This window comes from Streptomyces sp. LBL (assembly GCF_029893585.1).
Lineage (GTDB): Bacteria > Actinomycetota > Actinomycetes > Streptomycetales > Streptomycetaceae > Streptomyces.
In genome coordinates, this window is sequence record NZ_JARXYX010000001.1 from 322,659 (window position 1) to 337,274 (window position 14,616).

Consider the following 14,616-nt stretch of genomic DNA (forward strand, 5'->3'; position numbering starts at 1 on the left):
GCGGCGTCTACTGCGGCGGTGTCGGTGTGTCGTGCGTGCGGTACATCGCCTGGACGTCCAGTTCGAGCTGGATCGTGGGGCCGACCACGGCGATGCCGCGAGCCAGCATGCTGCGCCAGTTCAGGGTGTAGTCCTCACGGTGCAGTTCCGTCCTGGCCCGGGCGGCGCAGCGCAGTTCCTCGCCGTAGCCGCCGTTGACCGACCCGAGGTAGGTCGTGTCCAGGGCGACCGAGCGGCTGACGCCGTGCATGGTGAGCGAGCCGTGCAGCGCCCACTTGGCGCCGCCACGGTAGGCGAAGCGCGCGCTGGTGAAGTCGATGTACGGGTAGCGCTCGACGTCCAGGAAGTCGGCCGACCGCAGGTGATTGTCACGGGTGTTGTTGCCCGTGGTGATGCTGGCGGCGTCGATGCGCACGGACACCTGGGTGTCCGCCATGTCGGGCGCGATCCGGATACCCCCCGTGAAGCGCTCGAAGCGGCCGTGGACATGGCCCATGCCGACGTGCTTCGCGATGAACCTGATCGCCGTGTGCGGCGGGTCGAAGAGCCAGGTGCCGGGTGCCGGCAGGTCCAGTTGCGGTGCCGAGGACAGTTGGATGTGCTCGGGGGGCAGGACCGCGCCGCTGACGACATCCACCGTCTCCTGGTGCGGGGTCAGCCCCTCGGCCGTGATCATGAGGCTGTAGCGGCCCGGGGGCAGCGCGGCGAAGAAGAACCCGTAGGGATCCGTGATGCCGCGCGCCACGACGTGGTGGGAGGCCGCCGAGGACACGGCCACGTCGGCGCCGGCCATCGGCTGGCCGGTCGGATCCAGGACGGTGCGGCTCACCGAGCCCGCGCCGGGAGGAAGCGGCAGCGAGGGGCTGGGCGTGCTTCGGGAGCGCCGCCGCCGAAGCAGTGCGAGGACCATGGAGGCACCTTTCTTCGTGCGAATCATGCGAATCGTGCGAATCGCGTGAATGAGGAGTTAGCGAGTAAGTGGTAAGTGCGTCAGTAGGTAATCAGGTAAATAGGGGGATCATGTGGTGGTTCAGGGCAGCTTCGGTCGACTCCGCACACGGTGCGTGCCGCGTCGGCGTGGGGTGTCGCCCGCGCGACGCTCTACCGCATGCTCCGCCAATACAGGTCGGCCCTGACGCACTTCAGCGGCCCCTGAGGGTGCCACGGCTGTCAGGCCCGCCGGTGTGCCTCCTGTGAGCGTCGGGCCGGCGCGTCGATGACCACCGCGGCGAAGAGAACGCCGCCCGTGATGATGAACTGGATGGCGGCGGGGGTGTCCGTGATGGCCATGCCGGAGGAGATCGACTGGATGACCAGGATGCCGAGCACCGCGTTCCAGGTCGTGCCCTGTCCCCCGAACAGACTGGCGCCGCCGATGACGGCCGCGGCGATGGCGTTGAGCAGCAGGACGCCGGTGCCGGAGTTCTGGCCCACCGAGGTGAGGCGCGAGGCCAGGAACAGTCCGCCGACGGCGGCCGTGGTGCCCGAGACCGCGAGCACCGCCGTCTGTACCCGTGTCACGCTCAGGCCGGCACGGCGGGCCGCCTCGACGCCGCCGCCCAGGGCGTAGACCTGCCGTGCCCTCGACATCGTTCTCCGCCGCACCCACTACGGGCGAGGGAGTGGGACCGGTGCCAGTGGGTGTGGAACGAATCTGTCGCCAAGTCCAGGGCCGTGCACCTGCACAACAAGGCGACCGGTCAGAGGGCCAGACGCCTGATCACTCGGCGCCTCGGTCCGAAACGCCCACGACGCGGGCATCCCCGTCATCGCCTGCGACCGTCTCGCCGAGGGCCCCGTCGCGGGTTATGTACCGGGGCGTCCGACCGGACCTACCGACAGTCGTGAATAATCATATATGTCCATTTAGTCCTCTTATGGGATTCTAGTAATGCGCGATCGGTTCTCTCAGCGAGTCGGCATCTGCGGCACGGACGGGAGGTACGTTGCGGACATGCCCCAGGACGGCCGTGCCCGGGCTGGAGTCACGGAGCCGCGGGCATCCGAGGTCGGCACGGCGGGCAGGGATTTCTCTCCGCCTGCGATGCCGGAGGGCACCGTGTGCGCTCGGACCCTGACCTTCGCCGGAGCGGAGCTGGCAGCGGTCTACGTACTCGATGCCGGGGACGAGGAGCTGCGGTTGGCGGAGACGGCCGGCTGCGTCACCACCTCCCCGCACGGGGTGCCGGAACGGTTGTCTGTGACCGGTGGCTCGCCCGCGGCGCACGCCCTCCGCGCCGGCCGGTCCGTGTGGCTCACTCCCGCCATCCTCACCACCTCCTCCGAGGGTGTGCCGACGCCGCCGCGAGCGGAGATGTCGCTCGGCGCGCTGCCCCTCGCGTCGGGCGGCAGACGACTGGGTTGCCTCGTCGTCATGGGCGGCAGCGCGGAGGGCTTCCAGGCCGAGCAACGGCGCTTCCTCGAACGGTATGCCGACGCGATAGGCGCCCTGCTGCAGGCCCGGAACGGCCGACCCGCCCCTTCGGCGGTGCTGTGGCCCGCCCTCCGGAACCTGCGCGCGGGCTCCTTCGTCCTGGTGCCGGACACCGGCCTGATCGAGGCGGACGAGACACTCCTCGAACTGGTCGGCATCGCACCGGACGACTTCGACGGCAAGGCCGACTCCCTGCTCGCGCACACCTTGCCGGAGGACATGCACGCGCTGATGTCGGTCCTGGAGCCCGCCAGCCAGGCGTACCGTCTGCGGGAGCTGGAGTTCCGCGTCCGGCGCCCCAGTGGCGAGATGCGCTGGCTGAGTCTGAGCTGCCGGGTGGTGGCGGGCACCGGGGCCGGGCCGGAGCGGGTGCTGGGCGTCATCACGGCGACTTCCGTCCTGAGCCGGAGCGCTGATGACGTCTCCCGCATCCAGTGGCTGACCGCGGTGCTGGACACCGCCGCGACGGTCAGCGACGTCGGCCGGGTGGCGGTCACCGCACTGCGGGAGCCGCTGGGATCCGACCGGGTGGCGCTGGCCGAGTTGCAGGACGGCCGGCTCATGGTCACCGTGCTCGATCCGCCGCAGCCGGCCGCCTGGCCGGAGATCTGGGGCTCCGAGTGGCGTTCGGAATGGCCCGAGGTACCGGTCAGCGCTCTGCCCACCCTGCAACTGGCCCTGCAGGACGGACGCATGGACCTGTGGCCCGCAGGTTCGGCCCTGGAGTCCGCGTTGGTGGGCGTCGGCCGCGGGGGTCTGGCCGTGCTGCCGCTTCCCGCCAGGGGCGGGGTCGCCGGTGTGTGCCTGGTCGGCTGGGACAAGCCGCACGAGTTCGTCCCCGAGGAACGGACCCTGCTGACCGCCACCGCCGCACTCATCGGACAGGCTCTCAAGCGCGCGCACGCGCACGACGCGGAGCAGGAACTCGCGACGATGCTCCAGCGCAGCCTGCTGCCCCGGCGCCTTCCCGAGCTGCCCGGATGCGCCGCGGTGGCCCGTTATCTGCCCGCCCGGCGGGGCCTGCGGGTGGGCGGTGACTGGTACGACGTCATCGCCCTCTCCGAGGACCGGGTGGCGCTGGTCATCGGTGACGTGCAGGGACACAGCGCCGGGGCCGCGACGATCATGGGCCAGATGCGTACGGCGGTCAGGGCCTACGCGGTGGAGGGGCACCCGCCCGACGTGGTCGTGTCCCACGCCAACCGTCTCCTCGTCGGCATGGAGACCGATCTGTTCGCCACCTGCTGCTACGTCGAACTGGACCTGGAGCAGGGCAACACCCTGTTCGTCCGGGCGGGCCACCTCGCACCGCTGGTCCGTCACCCCGACGGAGGTACGGAAGAGGTGCAGGTCGAGGGCGGGCTGCCGCTGGGCGTCCTGGAGGAGGCGGAGTTCCCCATGACCGCGGTCACGCTGACCCCCGGCACGGTGCTCGCCCTCGTCACCGACGGCCTGGTCGAGGCCTCCGACCTGCCCCTGGACGAGGGCATGCTCCGAACGCGCGCCGCGCTCGCCGGGGCCGATCCGGCGGACCCGGGGCGCATGGCCGACGAACTGCTCGGTGACGCCGGCCGCCGGGAGGACGACGTGGCGCTGCTGCTCCTGCGTTACGACGGCATGAAGGTCCGGCCGATCCGGGCCGACTGGGTGGTGTGGCGACTGCCCGACGCCGTCATGCATGCCCGCCGTTTCACCGCGCGCACGCTGCGTCGGTGGAAGGCCGAGGCAGTCTCCGACGCGGTGCTCCTGGTCGTGTCCGAACTGGTCACCAACGCGCTGGTGCACACTCAGGGCCCGGTCCGCGTGGACCTGACGCTCCGTGGCGACCGGGTGCGGGTCTGTGTGAGTGACTCCTCGCCGCGGGCGCCGGCCAAGCCGGTGATCGTGGACTGGGAGTCGACCGGCGGCCGGGGCCTGCTGCTGGTCGAGGCGATGTCGGACTCCTTCGGATCGACGCCCGTGGCCGGCGGCAAGCAGGTGTGGAGCGAGATCACCGTGCCCTGCCACGAGTCGGCACCGGCGGCCTCAGGGCCTCCGACGGAACTGGGGGCCCTGCCCTGAGGGGACGCACCTGGCATGCGGTCACAGCGCTCGTCGCGGGAGCGACGATCTCCCTGGCCGCCTGCGCGGCAGACGGCCGGGCGGGCACGGACAGCTTCACCGTCGGCCTGCTCCTGCCCAGCCGGACCGTCCCGCGCTGGGAGCACTCCGACAAGCCGCTCATCGAGCAGCACCTGAAGAAGCTCTGCCCTCGCTGCACGACGGAGTACGCCAACGCGGAGGACGACGCGTCGGCGCAGCGGCAACAGATGACCTCCATGATCACCAACGGGGCCAGGGTCCTGATCCTCGACGCCGCCGACACCAGGGCGCTGCGCTCCTCGATCCGGGAGGCACGCAAGGAGGGTGTCCCCGTGGTCGCCTACGACCGGCTCGCCGAAGGACCGATCAGGTACGGAAGAAGCCGTGTCGAGCAGCGGTCACACGTCGTCCGGTGCGGCTGCCCGGTCCCCGAGCGTGGCGACGGCGGTGGACAGTTGCTTCTGCAGGCGCTCCGGCAGCGGGTCGCCCCTGACCGTGTTCACCAACTCGGCAACGGGGAAGTCAGGAGCCGTGAACAGGGATCGGGTGTCGGTGAGATCGAGTACCCGCCCGACCATGGGACCGGCGGTACGCAGCACGACCGTCTTGGACTCCTTCAGGGCCTGCTGCCGGACGCCGAGCAGGACGTTGAGGGTGGAACAGTCGCAGAAATCGACCCCGCTGAAGTCCAGGTCTATGCCCAGTGCCGACTCGGCGAGTGCCGAACGCAGGGCCCGCCCCACCACCTGCTCCGTCTGAAGATCGAGTTCACCGCACACGGTGACGAGCACGCGATCTCCCTCCTGGCCGGCGACCACCGTCACCTCGGAACGCTTGCGCACCCCGGTACTGGCGACCGAGGTGGCCCAGTCCTCGGCGTCCCCCGATCCGGACTGCGCAGAGTACGCCGACTGCGGCATGACACTCTCCTACGACTTTTCGCCCACTTACCTGTCCAAAGGTCGCTCCTGCACACGGGACACGTCAACAGATACATGAAAAAAACTTCAGGTATTGGGGTGCGTGAAACCTTCAACGTATGATGCGGGCATGGGTGGAGTGCCTGAATCGCACACGGGATGGACGTTCGTCACCAACCATGCGCGCGTGCTGGCTGTCATCGCTGAGGATCCGAACGTGCGCATCCGGGACATCGCCGTGCACTGCCGGCTGACCGAGCGGGCCGTCCAGAAGATCATTTCCGACCTGGAGCACGACGGCTACCTGTCACACACCCGCGAGGGGCGCGGCAACACCTACCGGATCGAGCCCGGCAAGGTCCTGCGCCACCCCGCGGAGGCCGGCCTCACCGTGGCCTCCCTGCTCTCGCTGCTGGTGCAGGACGAGGCGGACCGCACGACGCAGAGCCGCGTCGGGGCCGACGGGGACCGGGGCTGAAGCGGGGTTGGAGCGGGGCTGAACCGCGTGGGTACGGAGAGCGCGCGGCCGCGCCCGCCACAGCCCGGCAGCAGGCCGCCCGCCCTTCGCGTTCCGTGCACCTTCCCGACATCTCCTGCCTGCCGTCGAACCGGATGAGTAAACCCGGTGGCCGGAGGATCCGCCCGGTGTTCGGCGGATCCTCCGGCCGGCTTCGGTTCAGGCTGTGTGCAGGGTGAGCCCGTAGCGGCCGAGGATCTCGTTGACCGGCTGGAACCAGGTCTCCCCGCCGCCGGAGCAGTTGCCCCAGCCTCCGGAGGTGACGCCCTGCGCCTGGTCCCCGCTGATGAAGGAGCCGCCCGAGTCGCCGGGTTCGGCGCAGACGCTGGTCTTTGTCAGCTGATGCACCGCGCCCTGGCTGTAGTTGACCGTCTCGTTCTTGGCCAGCACCGTGCCGCAGTGCCAGTGCGAGGTGGAGCCGGAGCGGCAGACCGAGGCGCCGACCGGCGCCTCGGCCGAACCGCGTACGAGCTGGTCCGGAATCGTGCCCCAGCCGAGGACGACCGGAACGGTCCACCAGCCGCTGCCCACGCTGACCCACGCGTAGTCGTTGTCCGGGAACGAGGAGCCCTGGAAGGTACCGATGTAGGAGCGGTCCCAGCCGCTGACCCCGGCGCCCGGCCCGCCGCAGTGGCCGGCGGTGACGAACCCGCCCTGGACCGAGAAACCTATGGAGCAGCGGACGTTGCCCGTGTAGTAGGGGTCACCGCCCACGGTCCCGGCCGCGAAGGTCCGGGGCACGCTTCGTACGGTCCGTACCGTGACCGGTCCGGCCTCATGAGCCCGGGCGACGAACTGTCGGACATCGTTGTCGGTTCGCTCTTGCCCGACCACGTTCACCAGCACCGTGTTGGCGGCCGGGTCTACGGACCAGCCGGTGACGCCCGATGGCGCCCGCAGCCGGTCGAGCCGTGCCTTGGTGGCGTCGAGTTGCCGCGCGCTGTGCTCGACGGTGCGCACCTGCGCGCCGACGGCACGGACGGCCCGGACCGTCGAGGGCGCCGCGTTGGATGTGACCGCCACGGTCAGCTGCTGGTTCCCGGCGTCGATCCATGAGCCGCCGTAGTCGGCTCCCGCGGCTCGACGCGCCGCGGGCACGAGTGCGGTGGCCCTGCGCTCGCCGGCCAGTCGTGCCTCGGACTCGGCCCTCGACAGGCCGAAGTCCCGCTGCATCGCCTCAATCAGGCCGGGTGAGGCCGTCGCGGAGTCGGCGGAGGCAGGGGAGGTGGGGGAGGCGGGAGAGTCGTTGGCCGAGGCCGGCAGGGTTCCTGCCGCGGCCCAGCTCCCGAGCATGAGGAGGACGGCCAGGCCGACGTGCTGGAGTCTGGTGCGTCTCACGGGGATTGCCTTTCGTCGTTCCAGCAAGGTGGGGGCGGAACAACGCGGTCTGAGAGCGCTCTCTTGGCGTTGGGCAGAGCCTAAACCCCAGCGGCTAGCAGGTCCATGCCAATGCAGCAGTCATTCGTGAGCCGGTGACGTGGCGTGAAGAGCCGGTGCGGTATTCCCGGTGCCGTGGGGCAATGGGACGTCCATCAGCCCCTGTTGAGAACCCCGTGGAGAAGGAGCCGAGGATGACCGATGACGCCTACCTGTTCCTGCTGGACGACCCGGCCGCGCCGCTCGGCGCGCCCCCGGCCGCTGTCGGCGATCTCGCGTGCATGGAGACGCCCGCGGTACGAGCATGGCTCGACGCCCAAGGCAGTACGCCCACCTCGCCGGAACTGCGCGTGCTGCCGCCGGAGGAAACGGGGGCGCTCCCCGAGGACGCGGAGCGGCTGCCGATCCCGCTGAGCGACGAAGAGCTGCGCCGTCTGCGTCACCGGAGCGCCCCGGAGGCGATGGCCCGGATCGAAGAGGAACTGCTCGCCTACCGCGACTGCGCGGACGGCCGGGACGGCCTCATCGGGGGGGCGTTGGCCGCGGGAGTGCCCCGCATCGCATCGTGGAACTGACGGGGGAGGACCCTGCGACGGTGACAGCCGCGGCAGGCGGCTGAAGGCGGCGGTTGAAGGGCGCTGCCGTGGCGGGTCCCGCCGCGCACAGCGACGTCCCTGACCTCGGAACCCAGACGAATGCGACAACGCATGCGTTTTTCTGGTGGCGCCCGGGGGAGCCCGCATGGAGCGGGCCGCCCCGGGAGGCCCGCTCGGCGGAGCGCGAGGTGCGAGGAACCAGGGATGTCCCGGCTCCTCAGGGCTGCGAGGGCAGGGCCGAGCAGGTGGACGTGGCGGGCTGGCCCTTGAGGCGGGCGGTGAGCCAGGAGATGGCCTCGCCCTGGTCGGCGAGCAGGGGAGCGAAGTGGTTGAGCAGTGCGCGGCCCACGTCGGGCAGGACCACCGGCTTGTAGGTGACGTCGGCGCCCTTGCCACACCAGTCGACGGCGAGTCGGCGGGACTGCGCGTGGGGGACGAGGTTGTCGCTGGTGCCCGTCGCCAGGCGGACCGGACCGGCCGGCCGCCTGGTGCCGATGCGCTGATCGGCGAGGAAGGCACGCAGCGCGGGTTCGGCCGCGATGACGTCGCTGATCGGTCGTCCGTCGGTGGTCCAGGCCGTGCTGCGCACGGAGTTGTAGGCGAACAGCGCGTCGCCGACGCACATGGTCGACAGGTCGGCGAGTGCCGCGCGGCCTGCCGCGTTGAGATAGCTGTCGACGATCGGCCGGAGGGCGGGGTCGGACTGCAGGAAGCCGTTCACCGACCAGCCCAGTGCTCCCGCCAGATCGCTGCCGTCGATGGCTTTCGTGACCTCGGCCAGATCGGCGGGCGGCGCTCCGGAGTAGGTGCCGGCGAGCGTGACGTCGGGGGCGTAGGCGGCCTGGAGTTCGGCGGCGGCCGCGGTCGCGCCCCCGCCCTGGCTGTAGCCGAACAACGCCACCCGGGAGTCGGCGGTGACCGAAGTCCCGGGCAGGGAACGGGCGGCGCGGATTGCGTCCAGGACGGCGTGGGCCTCGTCGGCACGGTTCACGTAGGTGTGCAGTCGGTCCGTGGCGCCGAGCCCGGCGTAGTCGGTGACCACGACGGCGATGCCTCGGGCGAGCAGCCGGTAGACGGCCAGGTTCTCGTAACCGACGGAGAGGGTCTGCCCGTTGAGTCGTAGGGGGTGTTCGAGGCCGAGCGAGGCGGCACACTGGTCGCCCTGCCCCATGGTGCCGGGGGCGACGGCGACCAGCGGGCGTGTTCCGCCGCCCTTCCAGGCCGCGGCCGGCTCGATGTAGGCGCCGGTGACCGCCACTGGTTCTCCGTTGGAGTCTGTCGACTTGTACATCAGACGGGTGGCGGTTCCGGGCAACGGGCCGTCGACGCCGGGCAGGCTCAGCGCGAGCGGGAGGGGCTCGCTGCGGATCAGGGCGCCGTTGGCCGTCGGCAGACTCGCGGGCGGGTTGTAGAACGTGGGGATGGTGACGCCACGCGAGATCACGGCGTCGGTGTCCGTTGTCGCGGTGGCCGGGACGGCTGTCACGCCGAGACAGGCCGCGGCGGTGACGGCCGCGGCCACGATACGGGCGGGTGCGGGCATGACGGACCTCCGTGTGTGGGGGGAGGCCGAGCTTGGTGTGCGGCTCGGACGGTTCGACGATCCGATGAGGCGGGTGTAGCGGGTGTAGCGGGTGTAGCGGGTGAAGCGGCTGATGGGGCAGGTTTGGCGGCAGGGGCCCGGTCGTCCAACCGTGCTTCCGCCGCCGCTCTTGGACGGATTGTCAGGACCGTAGCGGCCAGAGCGTTACTGGCGGTAGCCGTAGGAAGGTTACGGTTCAGTAATATAGCGGGGGTGCGACCCGTGCTGGCGCGTCAGTGCTGGGCTGCCGGGCGGCCCGCCCTCGCCATGGAAACCGGCCGTGTGTGGATCCAGCGCAGCAGCGCGACCGAGCACACGGCCGCCAACGCGCACCAGGTCGAGACGAACTCGAGCCGCCACAGAGCCCAGCAGGCCGCCGCTCCCACGGCGACCAGCACGCCCAGCACCAGCAGCCGCCGGTCGCCGGACAGCAGCAACGAGCCCACGGTCGCCACCAGGTAGCCCGCGATGAGCAGAGGGGTGTGGGGAAGGCCGAAGGTGTAGCCGACGGTGTGACCCCGGATCTCGGCCGTCACCGGGCCGGTGGCAAGTCCGTACGCGAGCGTCGCGGCCGTCGCGACCCCGACCGTGAGCAGCAGGCCCAGGCGGCGCCGCGCGTGCGGTGGAGCCGCGCACAGCGTTCCGGCCGGTACCCATACCGCCAGCAGGGGCAGCGCGATGACGGCCCAGGCAAGGGTGGCGGGTCCGCTGCCGCCCCTGGATTCCCAGACGACCGACTCGACGATCTGATGGGCCCCGAGCAGCAGGGGCAGCGCGGCCAGCGGCAGATCCCGCACCCTGCGCACCCGTGCCACACACGCCACCCCCACCCCCGCGACAGCGGTGCCCGCCACGAGATCGGTCGTCGCACTCCAACACATCACGCCACCAAGGGATTCGCCGTCGAGTGTCCGCCGTCTTGTGTACCGCCTGCGCCGCGGACCAAGCTACGTCGGGCTGCCGTGGCGACCCGGGTGACACGAGGGCCGAGCCAGGGTGGGAGAGGTGCGCCCTACGGCTCGGCGGGTGCCCTGCCTCGGCGGGAGCAGGCCGCTTCCGGGCACAACCGGGCGGCCCGGCCGCGTCCGTGATGCTGGACAACAGCATCTGTCCGTGTGCCGGGCCGCCCAGTCGTGCGGTGTGATGCGGTCAGCGGCGTCCGCGGAGCCTGCCCAGCAGGCGCTGGGCCTGGGCCCTGCGTCGGGGGTCGGCCGCGGCCCGTCGCGCCTGCTCGGCCGCGCGCCGCCCCTGAGGACTCCTCGCGAACTCCTTGATGCGTTCCATCATGCCCGGCATACGGCCCTCCCTCGGTTACAGCACGTCTCCCTGCCTCGACTCGCCTACCCATCTTGCGGCGACTCAGCCCTGGGCTCCGGATGCCGATGACGTCCGACGGCGATCACCACCCGGCGCTGAGGCGCGTTCAGGCGCGCTCAGGCGGCGCTGACACGCGCTGAGGCGGGCGCTGAGACGGCGCTGAGGCGGCGTTGAGGCCGGTGGGACGCCGCGTTGTCAGTGGTGTGCTGAACAATGCGGAGCGAGCGAGATCAAGATCGTCCGCACCGGGTAGGCGATATTGCGTCCCCGCCAGGAAGGCCACCGCAGATGCAGTCCACTCCCGAACCAGCACAGAGCCTGGTTTCCTCGTCGCTTCCCCATCGTGGTCTGCGGGCCACACCCGGGGGAGGCCTGACGATGCTCCAGCCCCACCGCAGCCGGTCCGCCGCTCCGGTCGGCCCCGCCGCTGCCGAGGTCCTGCGCATCGTCTGCGCTTCCGGCACCCCGGTGTACCTGACGGTGCACGCGGACGGTCGCCGCAGATACAGCTATTGGCGCCCGTTCGACGCCGATACCGGGAGGGGGAGCTGCTACGTCGCACTGTCCACCGTCGAATGCGACGCACTGCACTCAGCGGGGCGGATCACTCTTGGCGAGGCCGTCGTCGATCCATCCAGAACGACCTACCGGGTCCGGCCCACACGGACCCCGGCTGAGCCGGTTCGCGCGGTCCACCACCGAACACGCGCGGCATGACCGGCAGCCGGGGAACCGCAGCCCGGGGACGTACCGGCAGCCGCGAGCATGATCGGGGCAGCCGGGTTTCCGGGCGGCACCGGCGTACAAGACAGGCCGACGCGACGCCGCCTGCGCCGAGCCGGCCTGTCCGGTGGTGGATCCCGCAGTGCCGAGCGTTGCGCTCGACGGGGTCGTCAGTCCGTGCCGGACTCCATCGCGGCGCGGTCCAGCAGTTCCTCGTCGCCGGACGCCTCGCCGCGGGAGGCGATGGCCTCGGCGCCGCCCTCCGGCATGGAGCCGATCAGCCCGGTCGCGGCCGCCTGGGCGGCACCGATGGCGGGACTGCCGGAGCCGATCAGGCCGAGCACGGTGTACTGCTCCAGCTTGGCCCGCGAGTCGGCGATGTCGAGGTTGCGCATGGTGAGCTGGCCGATCCGGTCCACCGGGCCGAACGCGGAGTCCTCGGTGCGCTCCATCGACAGCTTGTCCGGGTGGTAGCTGAACGCCGGGCCGGTGGTGTCGAGGATCGAGTAGTCCTCACCGCGCCGCAGCCGAAGGGTGACCTCGCCGGTGACCGCGGAGCCGACCCAGCGCTGCAGTGACTCCCGGATCATCAGTGACTGCGGGTCGAGCCAGCGTCCCTCGTACATCAGCCGGCCCAGACGCCGTCCCTCGTTGTGGTACTGGGCGACGGTGTCCTCGTTGTGGATCGCGTTGACCAGGCGCTCGTACGCCGCGTGCAGCAGGGCCATGCCGGGCGCCTCGTAGATGCCGCGGCTCTTGGCCTCGATGATCCGGTTCTCGATCTGGTCGGACATGCCCAGGCCGTGGCGGCCGCCGATGGCGTTGGCCTCCATCACCAGGTCGACGGGGGAGGCGAACTCCTTGCCGTTGACCGTCACCGGGCGGCCCTGGTCGAAGCCGATCGTCACGTCCTCGGCGGCGATCTCGACCGACGGGTCCCAGAACCGGACGCCCATGATCGGCTCGACGGTCTCCAGGCCGGTGTCGAGGTGCTCCAGGGTCTTGGCCTCGTGGGTGGCGCCCCAGATGTTCGCGTCGGTGGAGTACGCCTTCTCCGTACTGTCGCGGTAAGGGAGGCCGTGGGCGAGCAGCCACTCGGACATCTCCTTGCGGCCGCCGAGCTCGGTCACGAAGTCCGCGTCCAGCCAGGGCTTGTAGATCCGCAGGTGCGGGTTGGCGAGCAGGCCGTAGCGGTAGAACCGCTCGATGTCGTTGCCCTTGAAAGTCGAGCCGTCGCCCCAGATCTGGACGTTGTCCTCGAGCATCGCCCGGACCAGGAGGGTGCCCGTGACGGCGCGGCCGAGGGGCGTGGTGTTGAAGTACGCCCGCCCGCCCGAGCGGATGTGGAACGCCCCGCAGGTGAGGGCGGCCAGCCCTTCCTCGACCAGCGCGGCACGGCAGTCGACCAGGCGCGCGATCTCGGCACCGTAGTTCTGCGCGCGGCCGGGCACCGAGGCGATGTCGGGCTCGTCGTACTGGCCGATGTCGGCGGTGTAGGTGCACGGGACGGCGCCCTTGTCGCGCATCCACGCGACCGCGACCGATGTGTCGAGACCGCCTGAGAAGGCGATGCCGACGCGCTCGCCGGCGGGAAGGGAGGTGAGGACCTTGGACATAGGAAGAGTATGCATTAACTCGCATGATCATGCAAAGCTGGGTCACGATTACCCGTGAGGCCCCTGCCTTCGGCAGGATGGCGCCATGACCGAGATCCGCACGCCCCGTCTCATCCTCCGTCGCTGGCGCGACGACGACCTCGTGCCCATGGCGGAGATCAACGCGGACCGGCAGGTCATGCACTGGATCGACGACGGGTCGGTGCGCGACCTGGAGCACACGGCGGAGGCCATCGAGCGCTGGGAGGAGGAGTGGGACGAGGAGGGCTTCGGCCTCTTCGCCGTCGAACTGCTGGCCTCAGGTGAACTGGCCGGCTTCACAGGCCTGTCCGTGCCCGAATTCCTGCCGGAGGCGGCTGCCGACGTGGCGATCAACTGGCGGCTCGGCTCACCGTTCTGGGGGCAGGGTTACGCCTCCGAAGCCGCCCACGCCACACTGGAGTTCGCACTCCAGGATCGCGGCCTCGACCGTGTCATCAGCATCTGCCGGGTGGGCGACGAGGCCTCCGAGAACGTCATCCGCAAGCTCGGTATGGCGCTGGAGCGCCAGACCGAGCACCCCGTGTACGGCTACCCCCTGAACATCTACGCCATCGATCTCACCGAGTTCGACGCCTGAAGCCCCGGCGGGACACCGTGTCGTCAGCCGATGGCCCGCCCAGGACCGGCGTCGAGGCCACCGGTCCTGGGCGTTCGCTGCCGCCGCTGCTCGTGACCAGTCCGGCCAGTCCGAGCCAGTCCGGCCAGTCCGAGCCACTCCGGTCAGTCCGGCCAGTCCGGTCAGACCGGTCAGGAATCGAGAAGCGCCGATCCCGAGGTCGTGGCTAGCGTGAGTGCCATGGGCAGCACGCCTCACGCCGCACGCGAGCGTCGAGGCAGGCCCGACCGGACCACGACCTCAGGAGTGACCATGACCGGCTCTTCCACCCAGGGAATCAAGACCGTGCTGCACCCCGTAACCGACCTGGCGAAGGCCAAGGAGGTGTACGCAGCCCTGCTCGGCGTGGCGCCGCAGGCCGACGAGTCCTACTACGTCGGCTTCGAGGCGGAGGGCCAGCACATCGGGCTGGTGCCGAGCGGCGGACCGCAGGCCATGACCTCACCGGTGGCCTACTGGCACGTCCCGGACATCGAGACGAAGCTGGCCGAGGTGACCGCCGCGGGCGCCACCGTGCGGGAGCCCGCGCACGACGTCGGCGGCGGCCGCCTGGTGGCCACCGTCACCGACCCCGACGGCAACGTCCTCGGCCTGCTCCAGGACCGCTGAACACCGTCCCCGTTCCCGTTCCCCGTTCCCGCGCCCGGCATGGTCGTGACACCCACGCCGTACCGCTGGTTTCGCATGTCTCCACGCCGTACGCGGGCCTGCGGCTGCGTGCGACGGCCGCTCCTTGGGCCGGCATCGCGGTGAGCACCCGGGACGACCGGGTTCCGGGGCGTGCCACAGGTCCA

At 70.8% G+C, this 14,616-nt stretch carries 11 protein-coding genes and 3 pseudogenes; 6 read left to right on the forward strand and 8 right to left on the reverse strand.

All coding sequences use genetic code 11. The features are described from left to right. Positions 1–7: 7 nt before the first annotated feature. Both M2271_RS01470 and M2271_RS01475 read right to left on the reverse strand, forming a co-directional pair. On the reverse strand, positions 8–910 hold the full coding sequence (locus M2271_RS01470) for a YceI family protein (protein ID WP_280885189.1): 903 nt from the start codon (positions 908–910) through the stop codon (positions 8–10). Positions 911–1,170: 260 nt separating this feature from the next. Further along, positions 1,171–1,578 (reverse strand): annotated as a pseudogene (locus tag M2271_RS01475) (sugar ABC transporter permease); the annotation flags it as partial. Positions 1,579–1,954: 376 nt separating this feature from the next. On the opposite strand from M2271_RS01475, the gene M2271_RS01480 reads away from it, so the two are divergent. Both M2271_RS01480 and M2271_RS01485 read left to right on the forward strand, forming a co-directional pair. Further along, on the forward strand, positions 1,955–4,495 hold the full coding sequence (locus tag M2271_RS01480) for a SpoIIE family protein phosphatase (RefSeq protein WP_280885190.1): 2,541 nt from the start codon (positions 1,955–1,957) through the stop codon (positions 4,493–4,495). After that, a pseudogene (locus M2271_RS01485) lies at positions 4,414–4,863 on the forward strand (substrate-binding domain-containing protein); the annotation flags it as partial. The gene M2271_RS01480 and the pseudogene M2271_RS01485, both read left to right, overlap by 82 nt. A gap of 51 nt (positions 4,864–4,914) precedes the next feature. On the opposite strand, the gene M2271_RS01490 reads toward M2271_RS01485, so the two are convergent. Beyond that, positions 4,915–5,436 carry an STAS domain-containing protein gene (locus M2271_RS01490; protein ID WP_280885191.1) on the reverse strand — a complete coding sequence of 174 codons (522 nt, stop codon included), beginning with the start codon at positions 5,434–5,436 and terminating at the stop codon, positions 4,915–4,917. Positions 5,437–5,566: 130 nt separating this feature from the next. Here M2271_RS01490 and M2271_RS01495 point away from each other — a divergent pair, with 130 nt between their 5' ends. Continuing rightward, positions 5,567–5,914 (forward strand): helix-turn-helix domain-containing protein, encoded by a 348-nt coding sequence (locus M2271_RS01495; RefSeq protein WP_280885192.1) that lies wholly within the window; start codon positions 5,567–5,569, stop codon positions 5,912–5,914. 198 nt (positions 5,915–6,112) lie between these two features. Here M2271_RS01495 and M2271_RS01500 read toward each other — a convergent pair whose 3' ends face one another. Continuing rightward, positions 6,113–7,291, reverse strand: a complete 1,179-nt coding sequence (locus M2271_RS01500) for a S1 family peptidase (protein WP_280885193.1) — start codon at positions 7,289–7,291, stop codon at positions 6,113–6,115. A gap of 233 nt (positions 7,292–7,524) precedes the next feature. Between M2271_RS01500 and M2271_RS01505 the strand changes: the two are divergent. After that, a pseudogene (locus M2271_RS01505) lies at positions 7,525–7,949 on the forward strand (DUF6003 family protein). A 194-nt stretch (positions 7,950–8,143) separates the two neighbouring features. Here the strand turns inward: M2271_RS01505 and M2271_RS01510 are convergent. The 4 genes from M2271_RS01510 to argG all read right to left on the reverse strand — a co-directional run bounded on the left by M2271_RS01510 (position 8,144) and on the right by argG (position 13,164). Continuing rightward, positions 8,144–9,469 carry an alpha/beta fold hydrolase gene (locus tag M2271_RS01510; RefSeq protein ID WP_280885194.1) on the reverse strand — a complete coding sequence of 442 codons (1,326 nt, stop codon included), beginning with the start codon at positions 9,467–9,469 and terminating at the stop codon, positions 8,144–8,146. Positions 9,470–9,741: 272 nt separating this feature from the next. Continuing rightward, the gene (locus tag M2271_RS01515) at positions 9,742–10,389 is read right to left on the reverse strand and encodes a DUF6629 family protein (protein ID WP_280885195.1); all 648 of its coding nucleotides are present in this window, start codon (positions 10,387–10,389) and stop codon (positions 9,742–9,744) included. Positions 10,390–10,657: 268 nt separating this feature from the next. Next, entirely contained in the window at positions 10,658–10,804 is a 147-nt protein-coding gene (locus tag M2271_RS01520) for a hypothetical protein (RefSeq protein WP_280885196.1), read from the reverse strand. 914 nt (positions 10,805–11,718) lie between these two features. Further along, complete coding sequence (gene argG / locus M2271_RS01525; protein ID WP_280885197.1) at positions 11,719–13,164, reverse strand: argininosuccinate synthase; 1,446 nt, start codon at positions 13,162–13,164, stop codon at positions 11,719–11,721. An 85-nt stretch (positions 13,165–13,249) separates the two neighbouring features. On the opposite strand from argG, the gene M2271_RS01530 reads away from it, so the two are divergent. Both M2271_RS01530 and M2271_RS01535 read left to right on the forward strand, forming a co-directional pair. Continuing rightward, entirely contained in the window at positions 13,250–13,783 is a 534-nt protein-coding gene (locus tag M2271_RS01530) for a GNAT family N-acetyltransferase (protein WP_280885198.1), read from the forward strand. 291 nt (positions 13,784–14,074) lie between these two features. Then, the gene (locus M2271_RS01535; RefSeq protein WP_280885199.1) at positions 14,075–14,431 is read left to right on the forward strand and encodes a VOC family protein; all 357 of its coding nucleotides are present in this window, start codon (positions 14,075–14,077) and stop codon (positions 14,429–14,431) included. Positions 14,432–14,616: the final 185 nt, after the last annotated feature.